This is a genomic window from Pseudomonas resinovorans NBRC 106553 (genome assembly GCF_000412695.1).
In the GTDB taxonomy this organism is placed as follows: Bacteria; Pseudomonadota; Gammaproteobacteria; order Pseudomonadales; family Pseudomonadaceae; genus Metapseudomonas; species Metapseudomonas resinovorans_A.
In genome coordinates this window covers 41278-65389 of record NC_021506.1, presented here as the reverse complement: position 1 = coordinate 65389, position 24112 = coordinate 41278, and the positions used below count along the sequence as shown (strand labels likewise).

Genomic DNA, 24112 nt, shown 5'->3' with positions numbered 1-24112 from the left:
TCCTCGAGCATGCTTCGACTTTTGAAAATCACCCACTGATCACAGGAGATATTTTCATGCCCATTTCCAGCGACCAGGCAGCTTTGCTTCAGCAGCTGCGGAATCAAGGCTATGTAGTCTTGCTCGTTGAGCCGAGCGAAACTGAACACATCAATCGAGAAAGGTTGGAGAGCCGTTTGCGGGCCGATGCAGCGGATCACATTGAGGATCTGTTGTCCCTTGAGGCAGTCCAAATTCGTTGAGCTGACACGTAGCAAAAAAAGCCCGTTTCGAACGGGTTTTTTTATGAGCGGATTTTGGGATACTCGATAATACCACCCCTTCAATCGCGAGATCGTTTTCGCACCCTCGGCGTCGCTCCTGGTTAACATGGAGCGGAGGGGGAGGAGGGCATACGGTATAGCCGTAGTGAAGGGGTGGTATTATGAGGAATCCTAGATGACTGACGCAATTGTCTCCGCTTACGAGCGCTTGGTCGAAACCGTTGAGGCTTTCAATGAGAAGTGGCCCGCATTGGTTGTCGGCGGGATGATATGGCGCATCCCGCTCCTCACTGAACAGAGGACGCCATCTCGAATTAACGTCCAGGTACTGACAGGAACTGACGCGATCAAGGCCGCTGTAGAGGCGTTACGCGAGTTTGAGCGCGATCTCGGCCAGGCTCCAGGTACCGTGCTGCGTTTGCCGGGGTACTTTATCCTCTCCGGATCGATACTCGATGAGGGCAGGGCGGTGAACCGCTGCAAGAGCGAGCTGGTGGATGCGATCGAGGCTGAGCGAGTGTTTCGCAACGTTGCCGTCAGCCGCCGTTCCCACATCATGCGCCAGGCCCTGGGGAAAAATTTCTCCCTCAACCAGCTGAAGCGCGCAATCCAGGTTTTTGATGCTGCCCCAAGACAGATCACATTCACCTGGGCCGGTCACACCTCAGGAAAAGAGCGTGTCACTGTTGGCCACGTCCGTGAGGTGCTGCTCGCCGAGGCCCATGAAAAATCTATGGCCACCGGCGAGCCGGTGGTGAATAGCCCCCAGTGGATCGATCTGCGCAGCATTGCGAATATGGCTGAAACCGATATGCTGGATGTGCCAAAGCCCATCGCTCCGCATCCGCGGGCCATGCTGTGGTTTTCCGAGCGCAGCCGGTATGACGCAATGCTGCATGCCAACCTTCCATTCTTCGTACTCGATGGGCAACCCGCTGCAAGGATCGTTGGCCTCAAGAACTTCGATAGAGACTCGCGATCAGCAAAACGACCAGACGTAAAGCAACGGTTGCCGGCACTCCCTGGGGGGCGCTTTTTCGTAGCCTCATCCACTGCGGACCCAGTTGCTCAGGAGCCCGGCGCGCCAGAGACACCTGAGGTGCTATCGACGTACCGAGAGTCAGTAAAAGGCGTCGTTGATCAGTAGACTTACCCTTTATAAACAACAGCTTAGACTTCTTATAATCTTTGTTATGTTAAATTCGGTAGCAGCCTAATAATTAGGATGCGTCCTTTAGCCTCGCGCTTTGATGCTCTACCCAAATAGCTGGTGAACCACGTACGCTCTGCTGAGGCCGCTTGCATTCCGCCAGCTGCCTGAAATGGAGATCGAGAAGATGATGATTGATGGCGTTGAGAAACGAATTGAAGCCGGCGTGAATACGGCCCTGGACATGGTTGAGGTACTGGTTGCAGCTGGCCAGCCCCTCAAAGCTGCGATTGCCACCTCGCGAATACTCACGATGGAAGTTGTCCGCGAGTCTCTGGCAAAGAACCTGGCGAACAAAAGCGGCTCGGTGATTACTCACACCTTGGCCACTACGCCAGCCCATTCTGGTCCGGTACCGGCCCAGCACACTGCAAAAACGAAACAGCATCAGACCGTTGATTGATCATCGAGGCCGGCCGGGAGATCTTCACGATACACCCGGCCAGGCACGCAAGACTCGCTCCCTCACCTCACGCTTCCCGTCAGCACGGGCTGTAACGACCGCACAGCGCCCTGGAGGCTCAGGAAGGGTTAACCTGGCCCTGAAGGCTACAAAACCGCATATCCCCTCCGAACGGCCCTTATCGGCAGTTTCCGGCCCGTTTGAAACCCGCAGCTTCGGCGTCCGCAGCGCTCGCAAACTCTACCCGGTTGCGCGTTCCGACTTTTTCATAGCTCGGACAGCCCACTGGCAGGTGGTAAACATTGCTATTGCGGTTGCCAATCACCGGCGAAAGCGAGCTGGAGGCGTATCCACCAGATACCTGGTGCTGAACTGGTTCGCTCCGAATGGCCTGTGCCATTGTGCCCGCTCCCTTCACTCGCATACCGAGATTCCAGGATCTTTCACCTGTTACGAATGGGTTGCTATGCCCCATTACTCTGGCGATCCGCCGGTCACGCTCCTGTTCCCACGCGCTCACCGGGTATTGACGATCCCAGGCCATCAGCAACTGCTGTTGTGCTCTGGACATCGATAGCCCGTAACGGTCGTGCATGTAGAAGTAGATTCGGGCTACCGCGCCCTTCACCTGGTCGCGAGGCTCTGTCACGCGCTGCTGAAAATCTGTTCTGGTCGGGCAAGCGCCGTATTGCATCGGTGTTGAGGGTAAAACGCCATAGCGAAAATTGCTTCGGTCAGCATTGACCTCGCCAACACTCACCGCAAGGTTGTGCATGTCGGCTTCCATTTTGCGAAATACCGGATCGGTATCGATGCAGTTCTTGCGCCCCCCGTTCTGCCAACACTGCCGCTGGCTGCCGAAGGCGTATGCTGGCAAGACGTGCTCCCATTCGATGCGCTGCGCGCGATTCTCCTGAGCGCGGACTTCGTACCCGCACGAGGCGAAGTCCACACGGCCTCCGGATCGCCCTACCCACTTCCAGTCGCACCCACAGTAAAGATCGCCGGCTTCGCTGGTGTTGCGGTCGTAGTAGACCTTCTGGCGTAGCTCAACCTTGGCCTGCTCGAAGGTCGTAGGTGCGGAGGCAAGAGCGAAGTGAGACGTGGCCATCTGCATGGCCAAAAACATCATGAGGATCGATTTCACGGTCTTTTCCTTAAAACAAGGGTGATTCCAGGCTATTCAGGGGAAAAAAAACCCAAGCAAGGCTTGGGTTTGAGCGCTGCTCGCAGTAGCTACCGCAGCGGGGTAAGAAGCTCGCCAATGCGACGAACCCTGCGAAAGATAATTTGCGCGATCGATTCATGGCCCGTGGCAATGACACCAAACAACCCTGCCAGGAGAAGTGCCCAGAAGCTGTTGCGCTTCCAGTCGCTTGCCTCGGCCAAGGCACTCTGGCGATGCTGTTCGGCTCGATCAGAAAGAGACGGGCTTTCTGGGCCAAGCGCAGTTGCCTCGATGGCGTAGGCAATGCCGGCCGGCACGGAGAAGTCGCCCTTAATTTTTCCCTCTCGCAGATTTTTCGCTGTCAGAACAACCCACTTCGAGGAGCTGCCGCCGGCAACAGATGCTTGGGCTAGCACATACGCCCTGGCCACCTCGTCCAGATCCTCTCTGGAGCTGAGCAGACGCTGAAGCGTCGGTAGGTTCTTAGACTCAACCGCGGAATAAAACTCGCTGGGCTTGCTTGCCGTGCTTGCCGTGCCCGGATCTAGTATCCCCAGAAACGCTCCCATGATGTGCGGCATCATGCCGACCATGACGGCGGGAACGATGTTGAACAAGCGTCCGGTAATAACCGCAAGGCCTACACCCGCAATCATTGCAACCGCGCTGATCATTTTGAGAGCTGTGCTATTGAGGATCGAGTCGACGGCTGATTCGACCCCCATCAACCCGCCAATACCGCCGCCCTCGTGGCCCGATGCTTGGAAGGCCTTGGCGATCGCATCAGGAACCAGGATCTGGTCAATAGCCGTTGTTGGCTCTGCGGCGATACCCAGCGCGTAAAATACGCCCCCGAATACCGCCAAACCCAGGGCGGTACCACCGTAGATGAGCGTGCCTTTGCGTAGCTTCTTCGCCCGCGAGATCAGTTCCTGGAGGGGCGCGTCAAAAGGCGTCGGCGCTTTTGCCGGCAAAGCTGGTTCGGGTTGGGCTCGATGTGTCTTCTGCGCTGTCGGCTCTGCTTTCGCTTCGTTTGAGGCTTGTTCGTGCTTGGCGGTGACATGTACCGTTTGCCCAACCGGCTGCCGTAATAGCTTCAGATCCTGACCGAGCACACGCTGTGTCTTGCCTGCAACGAGACCACGAGATATTTCCTTTCTACGAGCACCGTAATTAGCGAGGAGCTTGTCGAGCTCTGCATCAGGAACGTCCTTCGCGGCGACTTTTCCATCAACAAGCAGCGTGTACAACTGCGGGTCAACCTCTGGAGTCTGCCTGGACAGTTCCAGCTCTTGACCGAGAACGCGCTCGGTCTGGCCAGCCATCAGCCTATTCAAGGTACTGTCCTCCACGACGCCATAGTCATTCAAGAGACTCGATAGCTGCGCTAAGGGAATGTTTTCCTTCGAAACGAGGCCGTCGACCCGCAACCGGAAAAGTTGGACTGGTTCGGTCATCAGTGAAGCTCCTTCACTTCATCAGTCCTGCCCAGGCGCTTCTGGAGATCGAGACGCATGCCCTGGATCTCTTTCTCTGCGGCCTTGCGTTGAGCTACGCCCTCACGCTGGATTTTGATTACGTCTTCGACGGTCTGGATCAGCGTGGCCTGGACCTTCTGCAAGGTGTCCACGTCGATTACCAACCGCTGGTTAGCTTTGGCCGTCTCTACGGAGTTGCGGTGCAGCAGCTCGGCGTTGCGTTTGAGGAGATCGTTGGTGGTGTCGTCGATTTTGGTGGCCAGCTGGACGGCGTTCCGCTGCTCGTTCAGCGTCAAAGCCAGCATGAATTGGCGCTTCCAAGCCGGCACAGTGATTTCCCGGATGGTGTGGAACTTGTCCACCAGCATCTGGTTATTCGCTTGAATCATCCGAATCGTCGGGAGGCTCTGCATCGCGGACTGCTGGAGCGCCGTGAGGTCGCCAATACGCTTGTCGAGGTTGGAGATCAGTGCATCCAGATCCGCAACTTGCTGCAAGCGGGCTGGGTCGTTCCCGATGTTCGCCCGAAGCTGAGAAACCTGCATCTGTAGCTCCGCAAGGCGCTGCTTACCGGCGGCAATGTGGATGCCAAGCAGGCGATGCTCCTCGCGTACCGCAACGAACATGGACTCGAGGCCGGTATTCCGAGCAGAAATGCCCGCTTGTGTTTGGTCGACTTCAGCAACGAGCTTTTCAATTTGCTCTCGCGTGGTGTCGAACTGACCCATGACGGACTTGCCGCGCAGGGTTACTTTGTCAATCAGCGGGCCGATGACAGGGATGCGCGAACGGCGATTGGAAAGCGCGCTGACATTGAGCGACTGCGCGACGGCAACCACCTCGCTCAGCTTTGCGCCGGCATCGTCCAGGTCGCTGTTACGAACCTGGTCGAGCAAGCTGTCGGCGTAGGAGGACGTGTGTTCTGCCACTTCCCTGCCGAACTGAGAAACCGAGAGCGGGTTTTCTGCCTGGATCAGTGCCGCTACAGCCTTGATCTGGGGGATGTCCTGTTCCTGGAGACCGAGAGCCTGAAGCCCAGCTGGGGTAAGCTCGGTGTTGGTAGTGGCGAGATCTGTCACGGTAATTTCCTGCTGCATGTTTTGCTCCTCAGTGCTTCACGCCATTCAGGCTTTCAGACAGGCTGGCCATCAGCGCCTGATGCGCCTTGCTGGCAGCCTCGACCATCGCCGGGCTCATGTGTTTGGTGGTGATCAGGGTAAGGGTGTGTTGCCGCCATACTGGAACCAGTACGGTGACTGTCTCTCGGAAGCGATCGAGCATGTCGAGGGCTTGGGCGCGGCTCAGCTTCATCTGGCTAACGCTCAGTTCGTGTGAGGCCAGAAGTGTTGCCAAGTTGGCGAGCTTTCGCGCCAGCCGCTCTCGCGGCCGATCAAACTCGATCTCCCCCTCCGCTACCGTCCCGATGAGAGGGTTCTCTTCGAGGAATTCGCGCCCGGCCTGGATGAACACTTTCAGTGCTTCCGCCTCTTCGGCGTGGGCAACGATCATTCTGCTGATGGCACTGACCGTATCGCGTACACCTTGGGCGTGTCCTTCAGCTTCGGCCAGTAGCTGTTCCAGTGTTGACCGGGCGACTTGATAGCGAACCTGCTTTTCCACGGCTCCGCCCAGAACCTTCTCGAACCAGGTCGGCTTCCGGGTAATCTGCTCCGGCGAGGCGTCGGCCATTTTCGAGAGGATTTCTGCGATTTTGGCCGCAAGCGCTGCCGCCGACCCGCTCTCCATGAGATCTGATAGTTGATCGATTTTGGCAGAGCTATCCGCTACGCCCCCGTACTCGCCGAGGCGAGCCGGGAAAGCAAACAACTCAGGGAGTACCTGCTGTTTGAGGTGGTCGATGTTGACCACTGAATGAGTCATGGCGGAAAATTTCTCCTTGGATTTGTTGGAGATCGTACCTGCCGTATTCCTTGGCGGGTTGTTATTTCAGACGCTTTTACCGACTGAAAGCGCAGCTCGAAGTCTTTGTATCGCGATCTCGAAATAACCCAAACCTCCCCGAGTCGCTTCAAAATGGCGCGAATAATCGCCTCATTTCCCTAGCTATGCGAGTTTCGACCTGAAGTCATTCAGGGGGTAGGTAGAGCGCAACCAGTGGCACGCATAGGCGAACGGCTCCCCGCATGTGCAGAGTGGTCGGCGAATGGACAATCCGGTCAAGCAGCCACGCCCACGATTTGACGAGCCGTTCTTCAGGAGGTGTTGAATCCTCCAGGTGCTGCTTGAATTCGGCGAACTTTGCGTGGCTATGCTCGAAAACGCCGGTCTGCCGGCAGATTTCGGCCAGGGCCCGGATGTCGTCACCGTTCTCAATCAGCGTCGAGCGCATGTCTGAGTCGTCTTGATCCATCGTGGAAAGCAGGTCGGTCATCATGCGGTCGATCAATCGCGACTCGTCTTGCTGGGGATCGTTGGTGTCTGGCATAGCTGTCTCCTTTGACTTGTTCGAAATCGGTTTTACCGGAGACTTCAAGAATCCCAAGCATGCGAGAAGACGAGACATTTCCACCAATGCCCTGCCGCGCGAGCACCCGCAAGCAACTGGCTGCGACCTGCGAGTTTTGGGGGCCATGCCGAGATAAGGGGAAAATTCACTCACATCTCTCCTACCTGATTGATTTATCAGGCCTTTTCCATGATGGGGATTTTTATGGAAGCATGACGAGATAACGGAGAAATTAAGACATTCAAACCATAAATGTTTGATTTCTAGGCTTTGTGTTGCTCTCACATGCTTGCGCATGTTCGCCCACCCCCAATTAATCTCAAGATATCCTTCTCCCCAGTGATGGTTCGAGGCGGCCTTCGCGACATCTTCCATTTTCGGTCTCGAATGTGGGCTCGATGGCAGCTGTAAACTTTCTCTCCTCGGAGGTGAGGATCATGCGGCACGTTGCAATGCAGCCAACGGAAACGACTTCAGACGTTACCTGTGACGCTTGTTGCCAAAGCACAAGTATTGAGGGCTATGGCCAGCAGTTTGGCGTTCTTCAAGCGTGTTGGGGCTATGGTTCCAAGCATGATGGTGAGCGTTATGAGGTTCACCTCTGCGAGCCCTGCTTTTTCCGAACGCTGGCCATGCTACGTCGGGAGCGAATGGTTAACACCATGTTTGATGATGATCTTGACACCAATCAGGATGAGTTCGGTTTGGTGCGCAAGGATGATTGGGGTCATGCCGAGATAAGGCAAAAATTAGGACATTCGTTCTGTAACTTGCTGTATCTAAAGGAGTAAATTTGAGAAGCGCTGCTCAAGTAAAGGCCGCTTCAGCCATCCAGAAAAAGGATGATTCACCCGCTTGGTTGCACTCGCGGAAGAACGTTAAAAACGATGCGCAACTAGCCTGTGGCGGCTAAATATTGATCAATTATCTATGCCGAGATAATTGCAGATAATTCCCCCCAATCCGTGGCCAGCGCGAGTCCATAAAATTGGAGAAAATGCCGAGTTAGATGGCCTGCGAACAGCTTTGGCCGAGGCTTTACGCTTCGACGCGTACACAAAGCTGCGGGCTGCTTAGCACTGAGGCCTCTCCCAAAAGCGACAAAGGCGGCCTCAACGAGACCGCCTCAAACCAAGTTTCATCACCGGTATCTATACCCGGGAGAGGAAGCTCTTGGGCAGGCGTCAAGGATAGCACCGGTAAAAGCGCCACGGCTAATGCAGCCTCGCCCTGCTGAGCCCCTTCAGCTAGGGTGCTCATTTGGTTTGTCTCGAAGCAACGGTGTGAATGGCTCAAGACCATCATGCGAACACTCGCGGCCTAGATGGCATGATCAAAAGGCCAATTATTCGTAAGCGTACGCTCGCTACCGTCTTGACCCTCGGGTCTTAATCCGCTTCAGGCGCTGGTTGATGGCGTCGCGGTCAAAAGCCGTGGGATCGAAGGTATCGCCGTACCAGTCGAGCATGTTCAAGTATTCGGGATGCTCGGGGTCGGCAAGCGCATCCAGAAAATCAGCGTAGCCCGGTGCGCCGCCAACATCCTCCGGCGGACTGGCATTGGCGCCGTCGATGCAATACGGCACTTGCGGGCACGCAATGGCCGGCAACAGCCGCTCGGTCTTGATCCGGTGCTCCCAGTTGTCGCCAAAGTCATAGACGTAACGAAACGTCTTCGACCCATACAGCACCTTTGTCAGTGTCTTGCGCTGTTCCGAAACGACCGAAGGGCCCCAGTCGGGATCGGGAATACCGTAGCTTTCGCCAGCGATTTCAAACTCGTGAAGATGGGTGTCGCTCCAGCCCATCACCACCTGAATGACCTGGTGCAGCTTGCTCAGGGTGATGCGCTCGGGCACGGCGACCCGGCGCCAGATGGCGGGTTTTATCCACGTCAGCTCGATGTGCAGTTGCAGGAGACGGTCGCTGGCCGGCTGGCGCAAACGGGTGACGTTGGGCATGGGTCAAGCGGCCTCATGTTCTAAGGTAGGCAGAGCAATATTCCAGGGCAGCAAATCGTCGAGCTGATTGATTGGATAGTCGGCGATGCGCTCCAGCACGTGCGTCAAATAAGCCTGTGGGTTCAATGCGTTGAGCTTGGCTGAACCGACCAGGCTATAGATCGCCGCCGCTCTTTCTCCGCCGGCGTCGGAACCGACGAACAGATAATTCTTGCGACCCAGCGCGACTGTACGCAGGGCGCGTTCGGCGGCGTTGTTGTCGATCTCAATGCGGCCATCCGTGCAGTAGCGCGTCAGCGCCTGCCAACGTGCGAGGGCATAGTAGATCGCACCGCTCAGCGCCGATTTGGACGGCAGTTGCGTCAGCGTGTGGTTAAGCCAGGCGTGAAATTGCGCTAGCAGCGGGCTGGCTCGCCGCTGCCGCACTGCGCGTCGTTGATCGGGCGGTTGTCCACGAATTTCCGCCTCAATGGCGTATAGCGCACCAATCCGCTGCAAGGCTTCAGCGGCGATCGGTGAGGCCAATGCCTTGTGCAGGTCGAAAAACTTGCGCCGGGCATGCGCCCAACAAGCCGCCTCGTGAATCGTGCCCGCGGCATAGAGTTGAGCGAAACCGGCATAACCATCGGCTTGTAATGTCCCGGCGAAGCCTTTGAGATGGGCTCGGGGGTGCTCGCCTTTGCGATCCGGCGAGTAGGCAAACCAGACCGCCGCAGGTGTGCTACTACCTGTGGGGCGCTCGTCACGCACATACGTCCACAAGCGTCCGGTCTTGGTTTTACCCTGGCCGGGGGCGAGCACGGCGATCGGCGTATCGTCGGCGTGGACTTTGTTGCTGGTCATGACGTGCTGCCGCAACCGGCCGACCAATGGCTGCAAGAGCCGGCTCGCTTCGCCGACCCAGTCGGCCATGGTCGAGCGCTCCAGGGACACGCCCTCGCGCGCATAGATTTCGGACTGCCGATACAGCGGCAGATGATCCACGTATTTGGACACCAGCACATGGGCCAACAATCCTGGCCCGGCAAGCCCCCGGGCAATCGGGCGGCTAGGGGCAGGAACCTGCACAATCCCGTCACAGCAGCGGCAAGCCAACTTGGGCCGCACATGGCGAACCACCTTGAACCGTGCCGGCACGTACTCCAGAACTTCAGCCACGTCATCACCCAAATGGCGAAGTTCGCCGCCACAGCCAGGACACTGCGTATCGGGTCGATGGACGTGGATTTCACGCGGCAAGTGCGCGGGCAATGGCTTGCGTCGTACAGGGGGACGTGGATGCGATTCGGCTGGTGGTGGCGAGGCCAGTGCGGCCTCGCTGACCTGCAACTCCTCGAGCGTCAGTTGCAGTTGGTCGAGCATGCCATCGAGTTGCTCAGAACGCCGACCAAACTGCGTGCGCCGCAGCTTGGCGATCATCAGTTTCAGGTGCTCGATTTCCCCGCGCTGGGCGGTTACCAAGGCTTTCAAGGCCTGGATGTCGTCAGGGAGGCAGTCAGTCGCGCAGGTCATGGCGCGATGTTACTGGTGTTCTCCTGCGTTGAAAATCAGACCGTTCGTACCGGTGCGGTGCGTATCGGTCGGCGCCAATCGATGCCCTCCAACAGCATCGCGAGTTGTGCCGTCGTCAAGGATACGCTGCCGCTGGCGGCCTGCGGCCAGACGAAGCGCCCCTGCTCGAGCCGCTTGCAGAACAAACACAAGCCATCGCCATCCCACCACAGCAATTTAATCCGGTCACCCCGTCGGCCTCGAAACACAAAGATCTGGCCAGAGAATGGATCCGCTTCAAGCTGAGTTTGCACCAGGGCCGCCAGGCCATCGAACCCCCGCCGCATGTCCGTGACCCCGGCAGCGATCCAAATGCGAGTCCCGATGGGCGGAGCAATCATCGCAACACCTGCTGCAAGACCAGTTGCAAGGTTTGCGGGTCGGGCACGCCCTCAATGCGCAAGGTGACCCGACCGCACTCCACGACCAGACCGCCCGGACTCAGCGGCAGTCGCACGGCCTCTTCCGCTGAAGACGTCGGCGCCTTGCTCAGATTGACCGGTAACAAAGTGGCCTGCTGGGCGACTGACCCCAGTTGCCCCTCCCGATAGTGACGGCGCCATTTGAAGACGAGATTGGCATTGATCTCATGCTCTCGGGCGATCAACGCGACTGATGCGCCGGGCAATAGCGTGGCCTCGACGACACGACGCTTGAACTCCACCGAAAAGTTGGGGCGTCGACTGCGACGAGGAGTAGAAGGGAGCGTATCCACAATGGTGCCCACTAAAAAATGGTGGGCACCATTGTGGCTATTCAAGGCTAGGGCAGGCAGTGGGTGCAGGGCGGACGCTTACAATTATTCTGGAGGCGGATATGGGCATGCTCCACGAAAAACTGGGTTTGCCGAAAGGCCACTACTATCTGCACGTCGCTGTGCTGGCGGGACTGCCGGCTTCGTTGGTTTCCGATTTGGCAAGCGAGTTGGAGCGATCGCCAGCGCAGATCGCGGAGTGGATCACTGTGTCCCCCGGCAGTGCCGTAATGTCTATACAGGCTGGTGAGGTGTTCTGTCGTCTTATTGAGACCCTCGATGCTCTATTGGAGCTGCACGAGGGGGATCTAGGAGGTACGCTCCGCTGGCTAACGACGCCGAATGTGGTGCTGTCCAATGAGGCGCCGGTCGAGCTGCTGGTAACCGAATTTGGTACGCGCGCTGTGCGGCAAGCTATTCGTGCGATTGAATATGGACTGCCAGTTTGATACCTGCCGATGGCGGCTTCGCGCTAGAAACGCTGGGTCATGTACCTGTTTCATTACCGCTGGTAGTGAGCGGCGTATGCCCGAGCAGTTTCAGGTACGTGATGGCTTCGGCCAAGCGCTCCTGCAGGATCTGCGCTTGCTGCGTCTGGGTCGCGGAGGTCTCGCCCAACCGAGACACCTCCTCCTGCAATGTGCTGCAGCGCTGTTCCAGGGCCTCATTCGCGCGTTCAGCTCCGGTCAACGTTCGCTGAGCGGTTTCCAAGGCCTGGATCTTCTGCGCCAGTAGCTGTTGCTGCGCATGCTGCTCTTTTTGCAGCTGTCGCGCCTCTGTGAGCAGGCGCGCATTGTCGCGGTTCAGTTGGGTCAACTCGTCCTGTTTGACGATCAGGGTCTGCTGCAATTGCCGTAGTTCCAGTTGCAGTTGCTGCATCAGCGACTCGTGCCGACGCTGCTCCTGCTCACGCTGTTCCTTGCTGGCCTGGCGATAATGCTCCAGGGCATCACGAGCATGTTGATGCTTATCTTCCAACGAGAGGATCTGCTCGTCGCGATCCCGCAGGCGCGTTTCTTGGTCTTGGTTGGCTTGCTGTAGGCGGGCATTCCCGACCTCAGCCTGCTGGCGCATCTGTCGTTCCTGCTGTAGCGCTTGCTGGGCAGTCTGGAGCTGCTCCGTGAGCTCAATGCACTGACCTTCTAACTGCTGGATACGGCTTTCTGCCTGCTGAACCTGATTCTGGTAATCAAGTCGTTCCCGAGCCAGTTGCTCGCGCTCGTGCGCCACCTCGGCCTTCGCTTCCTCCCTGAGCTGATCCGCCAACTGGCCCACCAGGTTGGCCAACTGCTCGCTGAGCGGCAGTACGACAGCGCTCTGATCGGAGTCAGCGTCTTCGAGTTCTTTCAGGTAGCGATGAATGGTGGTTTTCGAGCCAGTGTTTCCCAGTTCGACCCGTATCGCATCGATGCTGGGGTTCTGTCCTCGCGCCAGGATGGCCTGGCGGGCTTTCTGAACCAGCGCCTTATTGATGCCGCCGCGGGCCATGGTCTGCTCCTACGATTTCGTATTAGATTACATACCACGTATTTACATACTAATTTGTTCTGAAGTAAAGCGGGATTTGAGATGTAAATTAAGATAAAATAACCGAGGCTTATTCAATTAGATGGTCAAAAATGACTGCTTCGCGGTCGTTTCCCAGTACACAAAGGGCAAACCCAGGCGATGAAGGACGTCGAGCGCTATCTGCAAGCCGGCACGCGGGAAAACACCCGCCGCAGCTACCAGTCGGCCGTCGAACACTTCGAGGTGACTTGGGGCGGCTTCCTGCCGGCGACCGGCGACAGCATCGTGCGCTACCTGGTGGACTACGCCGACACCTTGAGCCTCAGTACGATGAAACATCGTCTGGCCGCCCTGGCCCAGTGGCACATCAGCCAGGGTTTTCCTGATCCGACCAAAACACCTACGGTGCGCCAGGTACTCAAGGGCATCCGCACCCTGCATCCGGCGCAGGCTAAGCAGGCAGCCCCACTGCAGTTGCAGCACTTAGAAAAGGCGGTTCAGTGGCTGAGTCAAGAGGCCGAACGCGCTCAGCAGTCGGGCGATTTGGCAAGCCTACTGCGAAGCCGGCGCGACATGGCGTTATTGCTGATCGGCTTCTGGCGGGGATTCCGCAGCGACGAGCTCTGCCGCCTGCAGGTTGAGCATGTCCAAGTCGAGGTCGGCGCCGGTATGACTTTGTTCTTGCCGCAGAGCAAGGGTGATCGGGAGAACATTGGCACGACCCATTACGCTCCAGCCCTGAAACGCCTCTGCCCGGTACAGGCTTATCTCGACTGGATCAGTGTCGCCGGCATAGCACGAGGGGCCGTGTTCCGCCGCCTGGATCGCTGGGGGCACCTGAACGACAGAGCGTTGCACCCCGGCAGCCTGATCAGCTTGCTACGCCAGATATTGCAACGCGCAGGTATCCCGGCCGAGCTCTATACCAGCCATTCGCTGCGCCGCGGCTTCGCCACTTGGGCCACGGCCAATGGTTGGGATCTCAAGGCACTGATGACCTACGTGGGTTGGAAGGACATCAAGTCAGCCATGCGCTATATCGATCCCGCCATCTCCTTTGGCGGCCTGGCGGCAAAGCCCGCCCTTGAACTGAATGCTGGCACTTTGACTCTGCTGGCAGCTTCTCACTAACATCGACGCACGACAGGAGTAAAGGTGCAATGAGTACGCAGACCAGCATCGAATGGACGGAAATGACCTGGAACCCGGTGGTGGGCTGCACCAAGGTATCTCCAGGCTGCAAGCATTGCTATGCCGAGAACATGGCGCACCGGCTACAGGCTATGGGCACATCCGGCTATGAAAATGGATTTCGTCTGAGCCTGCGGCCGGAGAAGCTTCAAGAACCACTACAGCGTAAGAAGCCGACCATCTACTTCGTAAACTCGATGTCCGACCTGTTCCACGAACACGTACCAGACGATTACATCGATCAGGTTTTCGAGGTAATTCGGAAGGCGTCTCAGCACACATTTCAGATACTCACCAAGCGCGCCGAACGCTTGGCCACATATTTCAGTACTCGGACTCCACCTGCGAATGCGTGGCTGGGGGTGTCGGTCGAGGATCGCGAATATGGAGTGCCCAGGATCGACTGCCTGCGCCGTATAGACGCCACGATTCGTTTCCTCTCTGTTGAGCCACTACTGGAGGACTTGGGCGAGTTGGACTTGACCGATATCCATTGGGTGATTGTTGGTGGTGAGTCTGGCCCCAAGGCTCGACCAATGAAGCAAGAGTGGGTCGACAGTATCCATAAGCAGTGCGATGCCTTCGGCTCAGCCTTTTTCTTCAAGCAATGGGGTGGCTGGGGTGCCGATGGTGTAAAACGCTCGAAAAAGGCCAACGGGCGGCTGTTGAACGGCCAGACCTGGGATGAAATTCCGCTGCTCAACCTCGCCTGACACAAAATAAGGAATAGCGATGGCCAAGGATGACGAGAAGTATCGTTGGGACTGGTTAACTCAGACATTCCCGACCATTGATCCGCACAGCAAGATCAAACACCAGATTATTGATGAGTACATCCAGGCCTACATCGATGTACTGATGCGGAACCAACTGATGCCGGAGCTGGGCCTGTCCATCGTTGATGGCTTCAGCGGTGGCGGCATTTACCATGACGGTGCTGGCGGCACCCATTTCGGTTCTCCAGTGATCGCACTGGAAGCCATACAAGAATCAGAGGTGCGTAATAACCAGGATCGCATCAAGCCCCGCACCATACGCTCGCAGCACCACTTCGTGGATGTGAAGCCTGAGAACATTGCTTGCCTGCATTCTGTGCTGGCCACTCGAGGTCATGCTCCTCGAGTGGGTCAAGATGTACACCTGCATACCGCCGAATTCACTCAGGCCCTGCCAATCATCGCGCAAAAGCTGAAACAGTTCGGTAAAGGTGAGCGTGTGCTCTTCCTGCTGGATCAGTACGGATACGGCGACGTTCCTTTCCCCAGAATCAAATGGATCTTCCAGAACCTGAGCAGTGCCGAGGTTCTGCTCACTTTCAACGTCGACTTCCTGGTGACGTACCTTGCTGACCGACAAGCCAATCGCAAAGCCATTTCCAATATTGGCCTAGATCACCATGTGCCATGGAGCACGCTGAAGGATTTGAAGGCTCATCAGCCTCGAAACTGGCAATACATCATCCAGCGCTTTCTGTCAGAGGGCATCAAGCAAGAAAGTGGCGCGGAGTACATGACGGTTTTTTTCATCCGCCCAGCCGGCAACAACCCGATGGCCTATTGGTTTATCCATCTGGCAAACAACTACCGTGCTAATGATGTGATGAAGAAGATCCACTGGAAGTACGGCAATAATTTTTCCCATATGCTGTCACCGTCCAGTTTTTTCGGTTACGACGCCAATCGCGATATCGCCGTAACTGGGCAGCCTGATCTTCTGTTGGACGAACACCACTTTGACGATGCTACGGACGACCGTATCCGTGGCGAGCTATCAGAGCTCCTCCCCAGGCAAATTTATGACCGTGAGCGGCAGCCGTTCCGCGGACTAATGACCGGGCTGACGAATTACACAATGGCGGACGAGCTACGTGTAAAGCAGGCCCTGGATATGGCGATCGCTACAGGTGATGTGCTTGCGGTCGACAAAGATGGAAAAACGAAGCGTCGCAAAGGCACAAGTGCGTATTTCGGCCCACCGTGACCGGCTGTTTCGGTAGATCGTGACCGGACATTTCGCTAACGCGTGACCGCTCATTTCGCTATCAACGTGACCGATTTCCAGCCTGCTCCGAAACAGGCGGTCACGACTTACCGAAATCGTCGGTCACGGCTTAGCGAAACGCTTCCACCCCGTTGCGCATGACCTGACGCGACCGTCACCCTCGCCCGATTTCGGGGAGTAGAGGGATGGCGGCGCAGCGAGTAGCCATGCGTAATATCAAAGAATGTCTGCGCCTCAAGTTCGAGGGCGGCCTCTCTCACGAGAAGATCGCCCGGGCCTTGCAGCTGTCCAAGGGCGTCGTCAGTAAGTACGTCACCGCAGCCGCTGAAACCGGGATGGAGTGGCCGGCGCTGGCCGTGCTGGATGAGGTGGCGCTGGCGGCGGCACTGTTGCCCACTGCCAGGGTTCGCCAGACCCGCGGCGAGCGGGTGCTGCCGGATCTGATCACGATCCACCGCGAATTGCGGCGCAAGGGCGTCACCCTGCAACTGCTGTGGGAGGAGTACGTCGCCGCCCATCCCGAGCAGCCGACCTACCGCTATACCCAGTTCGTCGAGCACTACCGCCGCTACGCCAGCACCCTCAAACGCTCGATGCGTCAACAGCACCGGGCCGGCGAGAAGCTGTTCATCGACTACGCCGGCCCGACGCTGCCGGTGATCGACCCGGCCACCGGCGAGATCAGCCGGGCGCATATCTTCGTCGCAGCGCTGGGGGCCTCGAACTACACCTATGCCTGCGCCACGCCGGGGGAAACCCAGGTGGACTGGCTGACCGCGCTGGGTCAGGCATTCAGCTATTTTGGCGGGGTCAGCGAGATGGTGGTGCCGGACAACCCGCGCGCCCTGATCGCCCATCCCGACCGCTACGAGCCGGGCTTGAACCGCGCCGCGCTGGAGTGCGCCCGGCATTACGACACGGTGATGCTGCCGGCGCGGCCGCGTAAGCCGCAGGATAAAGCCAAGGCCGAGGTGGCGGTACAGGTCGTCGAACGCTGGATCATGGCGCGGCTGCGCCACCAGCAGTTCTTCAGCCTGCACGCGCTCAACCAGGCGATTGCCAAGCTGCTGGAGGACTTGAACCAGCGCCCGTTCAAGAAGCTCGATGGCTGCCGCCGGGAGTGGTTCGAGCGGCTCGATCAACCGGTGCTGCGGCCGCTGCCACAGCATCCCTACGAGGTGGTGACCTTCAAGCGCTGCAAGGTCAACATCGACTACCACATCGAAGTGAACGGCGGCTTCTACAGCGTACCCTCGGCCCTGGCCCGGCAGAGCGTCGATGTGCGGCTGAGCGCGCATACCGTGGAAGTCCTGCACGGCAACCGGCGGGTCGCCAGCCACTTGCGACTTCAGCGGCGCGGCGCCTACAGCACCCAGAGCGAACACATGCCGGCCTCGCACAAGGCGCACCGCGAGTGGACGCCGCAGCGCCTGCTCGACTGGGGTGAGCGAATCGGCCCGCAAACCCGGCAGATCGTCGAGCACCAACTGACCCACAAACCGCACCCGGAGATGGGCTATCGCGCCTGCCTGGGCCTGCTCTCGCTGGCGCGCCAGTACGGTAACGCGCGCCTGGAGGCGGCGGCCAGCCGCGCCGTGCAACTGCGGGCGCTTAACGGCCGCACCGTGCGCAACCTGCTCAAGCAAGGCCTCGACCAGCAACCACTGCCCAAGCCCGCGACGCCGGCAGCACAACCCAGCAGTCACGAGAACGTCCGTGGCGCCGATTACTACACCCAAGAGGAGCTGTTCGATGATGACCCAACACACCCTGAGCCAATTGCACCAACTGCGGCTGGGCGGCATGGCCCGAGCACTGGAAGAACAATGGACGCTGCCGGCCAGCCACAGCCTGAGCTTCGATGAGCGCCTCGGCCTGCTGCTCGACCGCGAGCTGGCCTGGCGCGACGACAAGCGCCTGGAGCGGCTGCGTAAACAGGCCAAGCTCAAGTACGCCAGCGCCTGCCTGGAAGACCTCGACCGGCGCCGTGGCCGCACGCTGGACGAGCGCCTGATCGCGACCCTGGCCAGTGGTGACTGGATCCGTCAACGGCACAACCTGCTGCTGACCGGCCCGACCGGCGTCGGCAAGACCTGGTTCGCCTGCGCCCTGGGCCACCAAGCCTGTCGCCAGGGCTACAGCGCGCTGTACCTGCGCACCCCGCGCCTGCTGGAGCAACTGCGCATCGCCCACGGCGACGGTAGCTTCGGGCGCACCCTGCAACAGCTGGCCAAGGTCGATGTCTTGATTTTGGACGACTGGGGCCTGGCGGCGCTGGAGGAAAATGCCCGGCATGACCTGCTGGAAGTGATCGACGACCGCGCCGGCAGCCGCTCCACCATCCTGACCAGCCAGCTTCCCGTCGAGCACTGGCACGGCTGGATCAACGACCCCACGCTGGCCGACGCCTTGCTCGATCGCCTGGTACACAACGCCTACCGAATCGTGATGAAAGGCGAGTCACTACGGAGGAAAAACACGGAGGAAGAAGCCGCATCGTGACCGATGCGGTTAGAATTTAAACCCCGCGCAATCGGGTGAAGCCACCGGTCACGTTGTTAGCGAAATGAGCGGTCACGTTCACCGAAATCCGCATTCATCTCGCGCAGCTGCTGGACGGCATCCAGCACGCGTTGTGCTGCCGGTGCGGCACGGAGTTGAAGTACCTCCAGAAAGGCCGGAGTGTAACGGCGCAGCGTGTTGAAATTCTCGCTGACCAGGTGCAGATGGTCGAAGGCCTCGGGGCGGGCCAGCAGCTCGGCATCGGTGACACTCTGGGCGAATTCGTCCCAAGGGATGACGGCCTCGATGGCGGCGAAGGGATCGTCCCCCGACGCTTTGGCCTCCAGCAAGGCCTGGCCTATCTTCGAATACAGGCGCACTTTATCGTTGATCGCCTTGCCCTGTTTCTGGAACTGTTGCTGATGCTTGTTCTTGGCGCTACTGAACAGCTTGATCAGGATGCGGTCGTGCAAATCCACCAGCTCATCGGTCACCGTTGCGGTGCTTTCCAACACCACTGCCACCAGGGTGGCGTAGCGCCGTTCGTTCTCGAACTTGCTGAGATCCTGGGGCGTCATCTGCCCACCCTCACGGGCCAGCTTGAGCAAACGGTTCTGGTGGATGTGCCGGTCGAGACCCTCGGGCAGGGCCACCAGCTGAAAGATCTTCAGCCGCTCGATGTGTTCCATCATGTGCCGCGAATTCGGTTTCAGCGGAGACTGTCGCAGCCAGGTCAACCAAGTGCTGTTGCTGCCAGCTTTGATGGTCAGCAGCTCGTCGAGCTTGTTGCGGTGTTGCTGGTTCAGCGGCTCAATCAATGTTCGATAGACCCTACGGTTGGCTCGCGCCACGGCTTCGGAACAGGCCCGATCGATGACCGTCAGCGTTGGCAAGATCCTCCGTTGTTGACGCAGGTTTTCCAGGGCCTGTCCGGCCAGTAACAGACCTTTGTCGGTCTGCTGGGCCAGGTCGGTCAACTCGCGTACCAGGGCGCGAAAGTCCGACAACCCGAACGGCAGCAAGCTGAGGTAGATGCGCAACTCCTGAGCATGCTCACGGCGGGTCACATCACGCTCACCGTACTTCGCCCAACTCTCAGGGGTCGCCTGAACCTGTCGGGCTACCCACTCAATGACCGGATCGGACAGCACACTGTCGCTGGCCAGCGCGTAACCGGGGTAGCGCAATAGGCAGAGCTGCACGGCAAAGCCGAGGCGATTGGCGTCGCCCCGGCGCTGACGGATCAGCGACAGGTCGGACTCGTTGAAGGTGTAGTAGCGGATCAGGTCGTCCTGGCTTTCCGGCAGTGCAAGCAGAGTGTCGCGCTCAGAGGCTGAGAGTATCGAGCGACGGGGCATGTATTAGTCATCCGTGCGTAGGTACTGGTAGAGGGTTTCCCGACTTATACCGAACTCACGGGCTAACTGGGCTTTCTGCTCGCCGGCAGCGGCACGCTGTCGTACTGCGACTGTCTGCTCATCAGACAGGGCTTTCTTGCGGCCCCGGTAAGCACCGCGTTGCTTGGCCAGAGCGATACCCTCACGCTGTCGCTCGCGGATGAGGGCACGCTCGAACTCGGCAAAGGCCCCCATGACCGACAGCATCAGGTTGGCCATGGGCGAGTCCTCGCCGGTGAACACCAGGCCTTCCTTCAGGAACTCGATACGCACGCCGCGCTGGGTCAGCTTTTGCACCAGACGCCTCAGGTCATCGAGGTTGCGGGCCAAACGATCCATGCTGTGCACCACGACGGTATCACCCTCGCGGACGAAGCCAAGCATAGCCTCCAGTTGCGGACGTTGGGTGTCCTTGCCGGAGGCCTTGTCGGTGAACAGTTTGTTCACCTCGGTCTGTTCCAGTTGGCGTTCCGGGTTCTGGTCGTAGCTGCTGACCCGGACATAACCGATGCGTTGTCCTTGCAAAATGACTCCAAGGGTTAGATTTGTCAGGTTGAAATCTATGATCTTGGCACGCAGGTGTCAAAAATATCAGAACACCACTCTATTCTGACGCATTGGCATAATACAACCTGACATCAGGTTAGGGTATAGCCCAACCTGACGGATCGATTGACAGCTCATTATTATTAACTATGATTAACCCTGAGTCGAGCTATGGTAAAGTCACTCAAAATAAATCACAAAGGATAGATGATGAGCCAATCCAGCCCTTTGACGCACCAGGATGCCAACCATCGCGATTCCGCATGGGAGCGTGCTGCCAACTACGAGAAGGAAGAGCGCCCCATCCACCCAGTTAGCAAAATTGTGATCAAGGGGGCGGTTGATGTTGTGTTCTTTCGCTCGTCATCAGCGCACCTGGTCGTGGCAGGGGAAAACGTGGAAGCCATTCGTAACATCAAGACCCGCTTCGAGGGTGACAAGCTGATCATCGAGCAGGAGGGCATTTCCATTAGCGGCTATGGGGGCAATATTCACGTTTCTGGTACCGGCAACATTTTCGTGGGCGGAACGATCAATGTCGGTGGACGCCACGGCGGCGTCACTATGCAGTCCAAGGGGCGAAGCATCGTTGGAATCGCATTGCCTGAAGCCCCCAGTATCCGCATCAAGGGCAGTGGCGACGTGACCCTGTACGACCTTCAGCAGACCGTCCTCGATCTAGGCATCCAAGGTTCGGGCAATATCACGGCCTTTGGTCGCGTGGGTCTTCTGGACGCCGAGATAGCCGGTTCGGGCGACGTGGACGCCAGCGAGCTGGTCGCTACGTCCGCCAAACTGTCGGTAGTCGGCTCCGGTGATATCGACGCCTATGTCAGCGACTCAGTGAAGGCACGCGTGGCGGGTTCCGGTGACATCGTGGTGCGCGGTAACCCGCCGACCCGCGACCATTCCGTTGCCGGCTCAGGCGACATCAAGTTCAAGAAGAAGTGACGCTCCATGAAGAATGACCAAGAACGAACCGAGCTGTTGCAGCAGATCGACAAGCTGTTGACGGCAGTGGATTCGATGCAAACCTGCCTCGAAGCGCCCGAGGCCACAAACGCCGATGGCAGCTTTGACATTGCTCGCACCAACTTGCGTATCACGGCCAACGAGGCCGCGCAGGTTGTCGAACGTCAGCGAGGCGCGCAGGAGCAGCGTGAAAAGTCTCGTCCAAAAGTAACGCTGGCCACGTCGTTACTTGCCGGCGCTGAAGCGTCTGAATGGCAGGCCAACAAGCTCAAAACTAATGGCGATGAGGCCGGTGCCCGCCAGGCCAGCGAACATGCCGTCACTCTGCGCCGGATGGCATCGGAAGCGGCGGTTACTGAACGCCGGCAGAGCATGCACCTTGTACCTACCATTGATTAGGAGTAACCCCATCATGGCAACCACCGCGAAAACCCGATCCGTCACGGCTCACGTCCCTGTGCAACTGGCCGAAAAGGTCGATTTGATGGCTGAGCGCCTGGAACGCTCCAAGAACTGGATCGTCAAGCAGGCTCTGGCCGCCTGGATAGACCAGGAAGAAGAACGTAGTCGCCTGACCCGTGAGGCATTGGCCGATGTGGATGCTGGTCGCGTGATCGATCATCAAGCTGTCCAGGCCTGGGCTGAAAGCCTCAGCACTGACACTCCGTTGCCGGTACCGCGCTGATGGAGTTGAAGTGGACAAGCAAGGCGCTTTCCGACATTGCCCGGTTGTATGAGTTTCTGGCGTCGGTGAATCAGCCTGCCGCCGCACGAACAGTGCAGCAACTCACAGCCGCACCTTCCACGCTGCTGGCCAACCCGCGCATTGGCGAACGCCTGGAAGAATTCGATCCACGGGATGTGCGCCGAATTCAGATCGGCCATTACGAGATGCGTTACGAGATAGTGGATTCCACTATCTACCTACTGCGCCTGTGGCACACCCGCGAAGACCGATAGGTTTGGCTGGGCCAGGAACGGAATACATCAAACTGGCGAGCCTACGACTGATCAGAAAACCTTAGCGTACGATTTTTTCCGAATTCTGTAGGCTCCCCTAATCCAAGGCCAACCTCCTGTGCTAATTCGCCCAGTCTAGGGGACTATAGATCGCCAGTCATCAGTAGCTCTCTCAGTATGCTGAGATTTTTCCTGATTTCAACTTCTACCTTTCCAGAATAATCAAGTGCCTCAAGCGTATTCTTTGTTTGGTTCATTGCCTCTGCTATTATATCAATGGCAGTTTTTCTTGATGCTGCCATATTTTCTAGAGTCTGTTCCCCTGCATCTAGCATTGTTACGATATCTTGTTTGCTTAACTTATCATAATTCACGTTACGGAGTTGCTCTAGTATTAACTCTTGATCCGACATATATGATCCTCTTTATTATTATCGATTTGTTGCTTATGATAATATTAATTATTTCATTGTTCCAGAAAATAACAGCTGGGATAGTGTATCATAAAAAATATATTTCGAGCGAATGGGGAAAGTCGGTCGAGCCATGCGCATAACCAATCCATGGCATTGGACGCACAGTATATCGTTACCGGTGGATAAATGAATTAACCGCTCAATCCACTAGGTTGCGACGACGCAATCAGTTCGTGGACGGTGCGGTTTATCTATTACCCCCTCTAGATAAATGAGCAGGGACAAACTTCGCCACCCAAGATAGCACTTTTTCTACCGGCATGGGTTTCGCAATACCATAGCCTTGCGCTACATCACAACCTAGGTTCATCAGCAACACTTCGTGCTCAACCGTTTCCACCCCTTCAGCAATAACCTCGCGGTTAAACGATTTCGCTAGGCCGATGATCGCCTTAGTCAGCCCCAAGCTGTCTTTATCGATGAGTATGTCGCGTATAAAAGATTTGTCTATCTTGATTGACTGCGTGGGCAGTTGTTTAAGGTAGCTCAGCGATGAATACCCGGTTCCAAAGTCGTCCAACGAAAATGTCACACCCAGATCCTGGCAAGCAATGAGGCACTGAGTGACATGTGATAAGTGTTCTATCACCACTGATTCGGTAATCTCAATATCCAACATCTGCGGCAAAACATTAGGGTGGCTGTCCAGCAAAAACTTTAGGGACTTTACAAAGTTTTCTTTTTTGAAATGTAATGCTGAAATGTTTACACTCACAGACCACGAATGACCCAAGTCCGCCCATTGTTCTATTTGACTGAGCGCCTGATCTATGACCCACTCGCCGATCTCCATGATCAGATCGCTCTGCTCAATCAACGGTATAAAATACTGCGGTAATATAAGTCCATCTCGCGGATGCTGCCAACGCAATAGCGCTTCAAAACCAATCACTGCCCCACTGCTCAAACTTATTTTTGGTTGATAATGCAAGCATAACTCACCATCATGTAACGCTTGGCGAACCCGTATTACGGTATCAAAAGCTGATTTATCCATCTTATCTTTTGATACATCAAACAAATGGAAACGGTTACGGCCACTTTGTTTGGCCTTATACATAGCCTGATCGGCATGACGTAGCAGTGTATCGGCATTCTCATTATCGTTTGGATAGAGCGTCACACCGATACTGGCGGAAATATTAATGCCTATGCCATCGATGATGTAGACGGCGGAAAGGGCAGCTAAGGATGGTCTGAAGTAGTTGTGTATTTCTGGCTGACTTCAGCCCCTGCCGATTTTAAAAGCGGCAAATCGATCAAAAACGCTCAGATCACCCGCTTATTTCTGTGTTTTTAGCCGC

The 24112-nt window shown here is 57.2% G+C and carries 26 protein-coding genes and 2 pseudogenes; 14 read left to right on the top strand and 14 right to left on the bottom strand.

Annotation, left to right across the window (positions count from 1 at the left end):
- Nucleotides 1-56 precede the first annotated feature (56 nt).
- The 3 genes from PCA10_RS28505 to PCA10_RS28495 all read left to right on the top strand — a co-directional run bounded on the left by PCA10_RS28505 (nt 57) and on the right by PCA10_RS28495 (nt 1876).
- A complete protein-coding gene (locus PCA10_RS28505) occupies nt 57-242 on the top strand; it encodes a hypothetical protein (RefSeq protein WP_016502325.1) in 186 nt (61 codons plus the stop codon).
- 196 nt (nt 243-438) lie between these two features.
- Complete coding sequence (locus PCA10_RS28500) at nt 439-1410, top strand: DNA replication terminus site-binding protein (protein WP_011077913.1); 972 nt, start codon at nt 439-441, stop codon at nt 1408-1410.
- 175 nt (nt 1411-1585) lie between these two features.
- The gene (locus PCA10_RS28495) at nt 1586-1876 is read left to right on the top strand and encodes a hypothetical protein (protein WP_011077912.1); all 291 of its coding nucleotides are present in this window, start codon (nt 1586-1588) and stop codon (nt 1874-1876) included.
- Between the two features lie 178 nt (nt 1877-2054).
- On the opposite strand, the gene PCA10_RS28490 is transcribed toward PCA10_RS28495, so the two are convergent.
- The 5 genes from PCA10_RS28490 to PCA10_RS29320 form a co-directional block, all read right to left on the bottom strand.
- Nucleotides 2055-3008, bottom strand: a complete 954-nt coding sequence (locus tag PCA10_RS28490) for an endonuclease (protein ID WP_170962160.1) — start codon at nt 3006-3008, stop codon at nt 2055-2057.
- A gap of 104 nt (nt 3009-3112) precedes the next feature.
- Nucleotides 3113-4501: a hypothetical protein gene (locus PCA10_RS28485; RefSeq protein WP_011600755.1), complete on the bottom strand. Its 1389-nt coding sequence runs from the start codon at nt 4499-4501 to the stop codon at nt 3113-3115.
- Nucleotides 4501-5619, bottom strand: a complete 1119-nt coding sequence (locus tag PCA10_RS28480; RefSeq protein WP_011600754.1) for a toxic anion resistance protein — start codon at nt 5617-5619, stop codon at nt 4501-4503. Before PCA10_RS28480 ends, PCA10_RS28485 begins: the two co-directional genes overlap by 1 nt.
- A 10-nt stretch (nt 5620-5629) precedes the next feature.
- A complete protein-coding gene (locus PCA10_RS28475) occupies nt 5630-6403 on the bottom strand; it encodes a tellurite resistance protein (protein WP_011600753.1) in 774 nt (257 codons plus the stop codon).
- A 205-nt stretch (nt 6404-6608) separates the two neighbouring features.
- On the bottom strand, nt 6609-6968 hold the full coding sequence (locus tag PCA10_RS29320; RefSeq protein ID WP_016502323.1) for a hypothetical protein: 360 nt from the start codon (nt 6966-6968) through the stop codon (nt 6609-6611).
- A gap of 458 nt (nt 6969-7426) precedes the next feature.
- Between PCA10_RS29320 and PCA10_RS28465 the strand changes: the two genes are divergently transcribed.
- Complete coding sequence (locus PCA10_RS28465; protein WP_016502322.1) at nt 7427-7780, top strand: hypothetical protein; 354 nt, start codon at nt 7427-7429, stop codon at nt 7778-7780.
- A gap of 575 nt (nt 7781-8355) precedes the next feature.
- On the opposite strand, the gene PCA10_RS28460 is transcribed toward PCA10_RS28465, so the two are convergent.
- The 4 genes from PCA10_RS28460 to tnpA are packed head-to-tail and all read right to left on the bottom strand — an operon-like array spanning nt 8356 to nt 11164.
- Nucleotides 8356-8949, bottom strand: a complete 594-nt coding sequence (locus PCA10_RS28460) for a plasmid pRiA4b ORF-3 family protein (protein ID WP_011077906.1) — start codon at nt 8947-8949, stop codon at nt 8356-8358.
- Nucleotides 8950-8952: 3 nt separating this feature from the next.
- A complete protein-coding gene (locus PCA10_RS28455; RefSeq protein WP_011077905.1) occupies nt 8953-10461 on the bottom strand; it encodes an IS66-like element ISPre3 family transposase in 1509 nt (502 codons plus the stop codon).
- 35 nt (nt 10462-10496) lie between these two features.
- Nucleotides 10497-10841, bottom strand: a complete 345-nt coding sequence (gene tnpB, locus PCA10_RS28450; RefSeq protein ID WP_011077904.1) for an IS66 family insertion sequence element accessory protein TnpB — start codon at nt 10839-10841, stop codon at nt 10497-10499.
- Entirely contained in the window at nt 10838-11164 is a 327-nt protein-coding gene (gene tnpA / locus PCA10_RS28445) for an IS66-like element accessory protein TnpA (protein ID WP_016502321.1), read from the bottom strand. Before tnpA ends, tnpB begins: the two co-directional genes overlap by 4 nt.
- A 152-nt stretch (nt 11165-11316) precedes the next feature.
- Between tnpA and PCA10_RS28440 the strand changes: the two genes are divergently transcribed.
- Nucleotides 11317-11703: an antitoxin Xre/MbcA/ParS toxin-binding domain-containing protein gene (locus PCA10_RS28440; RefSeq protein ID WP_016502320.1), complete on the top strand. Its 387-nt coding sequence runs from the start codon at nt 11317-11319 to the stop codon at nt 11701-11703.
- A gap of 37 nt (nt 11704-11740) precedes the next feature.
- Here PCA10_RS28440 and PCA10_RS28435 read toward each other — a convergent pair whose 3' ends face one another.
- Entirely contained in the window at nt 11741-12742 is a 1002-nt protein-coding gene (locus PCA10_RS28435; protein ID WP_011077902.1) for a DNA-binding protein, read from the bottom strand.
- 180 nt (nt 12743-12922) lie between these two features.
- On the opposite strand from PCA10_RS28435, the gene PCA10_RS28430 reads away from it, so the two are divergent.
- From PCA10_RS28430 to istB, 5 genes are all read left to right on the top strand, one after another.
- Nucleotides 12923-13894 (top strand): site-specific integrase, encoded by a 972-nt coding sequence (locus tag PCA10_RS28430; protein WP_011077901.1) that lies wholly within the window; start codon nt 12923-12925, stop codon nt 13892-13894.
- A 29-nt stretch (nt 13895-13923) separates the two neighbouring features.
- Nucleotides 13924-14667 carry a phage Gp37/Gp68 family protein gene (locus tag PCA10_RS28425; protein ID WP_011077900.1) on the top strand — a complete coding sequence of 248 codons (744 nt, stop codon included), beginning with the start codon at nt 13924-13926 and terminating at the stop codon, nt 14665-14667.
- Nucleotides 14668-14686: 19 nt separating this feature from the next.
- Nucleotides 14687-15934: a three-Cys-motif partner protein TcmP gene (locus tag PCA10_RS28420; protein WP_011077899.1), complete on the top strand. Its 1248-nt coding sequence runs from the start codon at nt 14687-14689 to the stop codon at nt 15932-15934.
- A gap of 206 nt (nt 15935-16140) precedes the next feature.
- On the top strand, nt 16141-17820 hold the full coding sequence (gene istA / locus PCA10_RS28415) for an IS21-like element IS1162 family transposase (protein WP_011077898.1): 1680 nt from the start codon (nt 16141-16143) through the stop codon (nt 17818-17820).
- The gene (istB, locus tag PCA10_RS28410; RefSeq protein WP_013100941.1) at nt 17708-18457 is read left to right on the top strand and encodes an IS21-like element helper ATPase IstB; all 750 of its coding nucleotides are present in this window, start codon (nt 17708-17710) and stop codon (nt 18455-18457) included. The genes istA and istB overlap by 113 nt, the downstream gene beginning before the upstream one ends.
- An 86-nt stretch (nt 18458-18543) precedes the next feature.
- Here istB and PCA10_RS28405 read toward each other — a convergent pair.
- Nucleotides 18544-19815 (bottom strand): annotated as a pseudogene (locus PCA10_RS28405) (DUF4158 domain-containing protein); the annotation flags it as partial.
- A 3-nt stretch (nt 19816-19818) separates the two neighbouring features.
- Nucleotides 19819-20379 (bottom strand): recombinase family protein, encoded by a 561-nt coding sequence (locus tag PCA10_RS28400; protein ID WP_011077895.1) that lies wholly within the window; start codon nt 20377-20379, stop codon nt 19819-19821.
- Nucleotides 20380-20610: 231 nt separating this feature from the next.
- On the opposite strand from PCA10_RS28400, the gene PCA10_RS28395 reads away from it, so the two are divergent.
- From PCA10_RS28395 to PCA10_RS28380, 4 genes are read left to right on the top strand one after another with little or no spacing between them, the layout of a single operon-like run.
- Nucleotides 20611-21351 carry a GIN domain-containing protein gene (locus tag PCA10_RS28395; protein ID WP_011077894.1) on the top strand — a complete coding sequence of 247 codons (741 nt, stop codon included), beginning with the start codon at nt 20611-20613 and terminating at the stop codon, nt 21349-21351.
- A 6-nt stretch (nt 21352-21357) separates the two neighbouring features.
- Nucleotides 21358-21771, top strand: coding sequence for a hypothetical protein (locus tag PCA10_RS28390; protein ID WP_016502319.1), 414 nt, complete (start codon nt 21358-21360; stop codon nt 21769-21771).
- A gap of 13 nt (nt 21772-21784) precedes the next feature.
- Entirely contained in the window at nt 21785-22057 is a 273-nt protein-coding gene (locus PCA10_RS28385; RefSeq protein WP_016502318.1) for a CopG family ribbon-helix-helix protein, read from the top strand.
- A complete protein-coding gene (locus tag PCA10_RS28380) occupies nt 22057-22332 on the top strand; it encodes a type II toxin-antitoxin system RelE/ParE family toxin (protein WP_016502317.1) in 276 nt (91 codons plus the stop codon). Before PCA10_RS28385 ends, PCA10_RS28380 begins: the two co-directional genes overlap by 1 nt.
- A gap of 143 nt (nt 22333-22475) precedes the next feature.
- Here the strand turns inward: PCA10_RS28380 and PCA10_RS29960 are convergent, their stop codons facing one another.
- Together PCA10_RS29960 and PCA10_RS28375 are read right to left on the bottom strand one after the other, a co-directional pair.
- A complete protein-coding gene (locus PCA10_RS29960; RefSeq protein WP_011077892.1) occupies nt 22476-22745 on the bottom strand; it encodes a hypothetical protein in 270 nt (89 codons plus the stop codon).
- Nucleotides 22746-22955: 210 nt separating this feature from the next.
- Nucleotides 22956-23997 (bottom strand): annotated as a pseudogene (locus tag PCA10_RS28375) (putative bifunctional diguanylate cyclase/phosphodiesterase); the annotation flags it as partial.
- Nucleotides 23998-24112 lie beyond the last annotated feature (115 nt).

Excerpts from the sequence above, each read along its gene's own strand:
- PCA10_RS28505 (WP_016502325.1), top strand. The coding sequence starts at position 57 with ATGCCCATTTCCAGCGACCAGGCAGCTTTGCTTCAGCAGCTGCGGAAT.
- PCA10_RS28500 (WP_011077913.1), top strand. The coding sequence starts at position 439 with ATGACTGACGCAATTGTCTCCGCTTACGAGCGCTTGGTCGAAACCGTT.
- PCA10_RS28495 (WP_011077912.1), top strand. The coding sequence starts at position 1,586 with ATGGAGATCGAGAAGATGATGATTGATGGCGTTGAGAAACGAATTGAA.
- PCA10_RS28490 (WP_170962160.1), bottom strand. The coding sequence starts at position 3,008 with ATGATGTTTTTGGCCATGCAGATGGCCACGTCTCACTTCGCTCTTGCC.
- PCA10_RS28485 (WP_011600755.1), bottom strand. The coding sequence starts at position 4,501 with ATGACCGAACCAGTCCAACTTTTCCGGTTGCGGGTCGACGGCCTCGTT.
- PCA10_RS28480 (WP_011600754.1), bottom strand. The coding sequence starts at position 5,619 with ATGCAGCAGGAAATTACCGTGACAGATCTCGCCACTACCAACACCGAG.
- PCA10_RS28475 (WP_011600753.1), bottom strand. The coding sequence starts at position 6,403 with ATGACTCATTCAGTGGTCAACATCGACCACCTCAAACAGCAGGTACTC.
- PCA10_RS29320 (WP_016502323.1), bottom strand. The coding sequence starts at position 6,968 with ATGCCAGACACCAACGATCCCCAGCAAGACGAGTCGCGATTGATCGAC.
- PCA10_RS28465 (WP_016502322.1), top strand. The coding sequence starts at position 7,427 with ATGCGGCACGTTGCAATGCAGCCAACGGAAACGACTTCAGACGTTACC.
- PCA10_RS28460 (WP_011077906.1), bottom strand. The coding sequence starts at position 8,949 with ATGCCCAACGTCACCCGTTTGCGCCAGCCGGCCAGCGACCGTCTCCTG.
- PCA10_RS28455 (WP_011077905.1), bottom strand. The coding sequence starts at position 10,461 with ATGACCTGCGCGACTGACTGCCTCCCTGACGACATCCAGGCCTTGAAA.
- tnpB (WP_011077904.1), bottom strand. The coding sequence starts at position 10,841 with ATGATTGCTCCGCCCATCGGGACTCGCATTTGGATCGCTGCCGGGGTC.
- PCA10_RS28440 (WP_016502320.1), top strand. The coding sequence starts at position 11,317 with ATGGGCATGCTCCACGAAAAACTGGGTTTGCCGAAAGGCCACTACTAT.
- PCA10_RS28435 (WP_011077902.1), bottom strand. The coding sequence starts at position 12,742 with ATGGCCCGCGGCGGCATCAATAAGGCGCTGGTTCAGAAAGCCCGCCAG.
- PCA10_RS28430 (WP_011077901.1), top strand. The coding sequence starts at position 12,923 with ATGAAGGACGTCGAGCGCTATCTGCAAGCCGGCACGCGGGAAAACACC.
- PCA10_RS28425 (WP_011077900.1), top strand. The coding sequence starts at position 13,924 with ATGAGTACGCAGACCAGCATCGAATGGACGGAAATGACCTGGAACCCG.
- PCA10_RS28420 (WP_011077899.1), top strand. The coding sequence starts at position 14,687 with ATGGCCAAGGATGACGAGAAGTATCGTTGGGACTGGTTAACTCAGACA.
- istA (WP_011077898.1), top strand. The coding sequence starts at position 16,141 with ATGGCGGCGCAGCGAGTAGCCATGCGTAATATCAAAGAATGTCTGCGC.
- istB (WP_013100941.1), top strand. The coding sequence starts at position 17,708 with ATGATGACCCAACACACCCTGAGCCAATTGCACCAACTGCGGCTGGGC.
- PCA10_RS28395 (WP_011077894.1), top strand. The coding sequence starts at position 20,611 with ATGAGCCAATCCAGCCCTTTGACGCACCAGGATGCCAACCATCGCGAT.
- PCA10_RS28390 (WP_016502319.1), top strand. The coding sequence starts at position 21,358 with ATGAAGAATGACCAAGAACGAACCGAGCTGTTGCAGCAGATCGACAAG.
- PCA10_RS28385 (WP_016502318.1), top strand. The coding sequence starts at position 21,785 with ATGGCAACCACCGCGAAAACCCGATCCGTCACGGCTCACGTCCCTGTG.
- PCA10_RS28380 (WP_016502317.1), top strand. The coding sequence starts at position 22,057 with ATGGAGTTGAAGTGGACAAGCAAGGCGCTTTCCGACATTGCCCGGTTG.
- PCA10_RS29960 (WP_011077892.1), bottom strand. The coding sequence starts at position 22,745 with ATGTCGGATCAAGAGTTAATACTAGAGCAACTCCGTAACGTGAATTAT.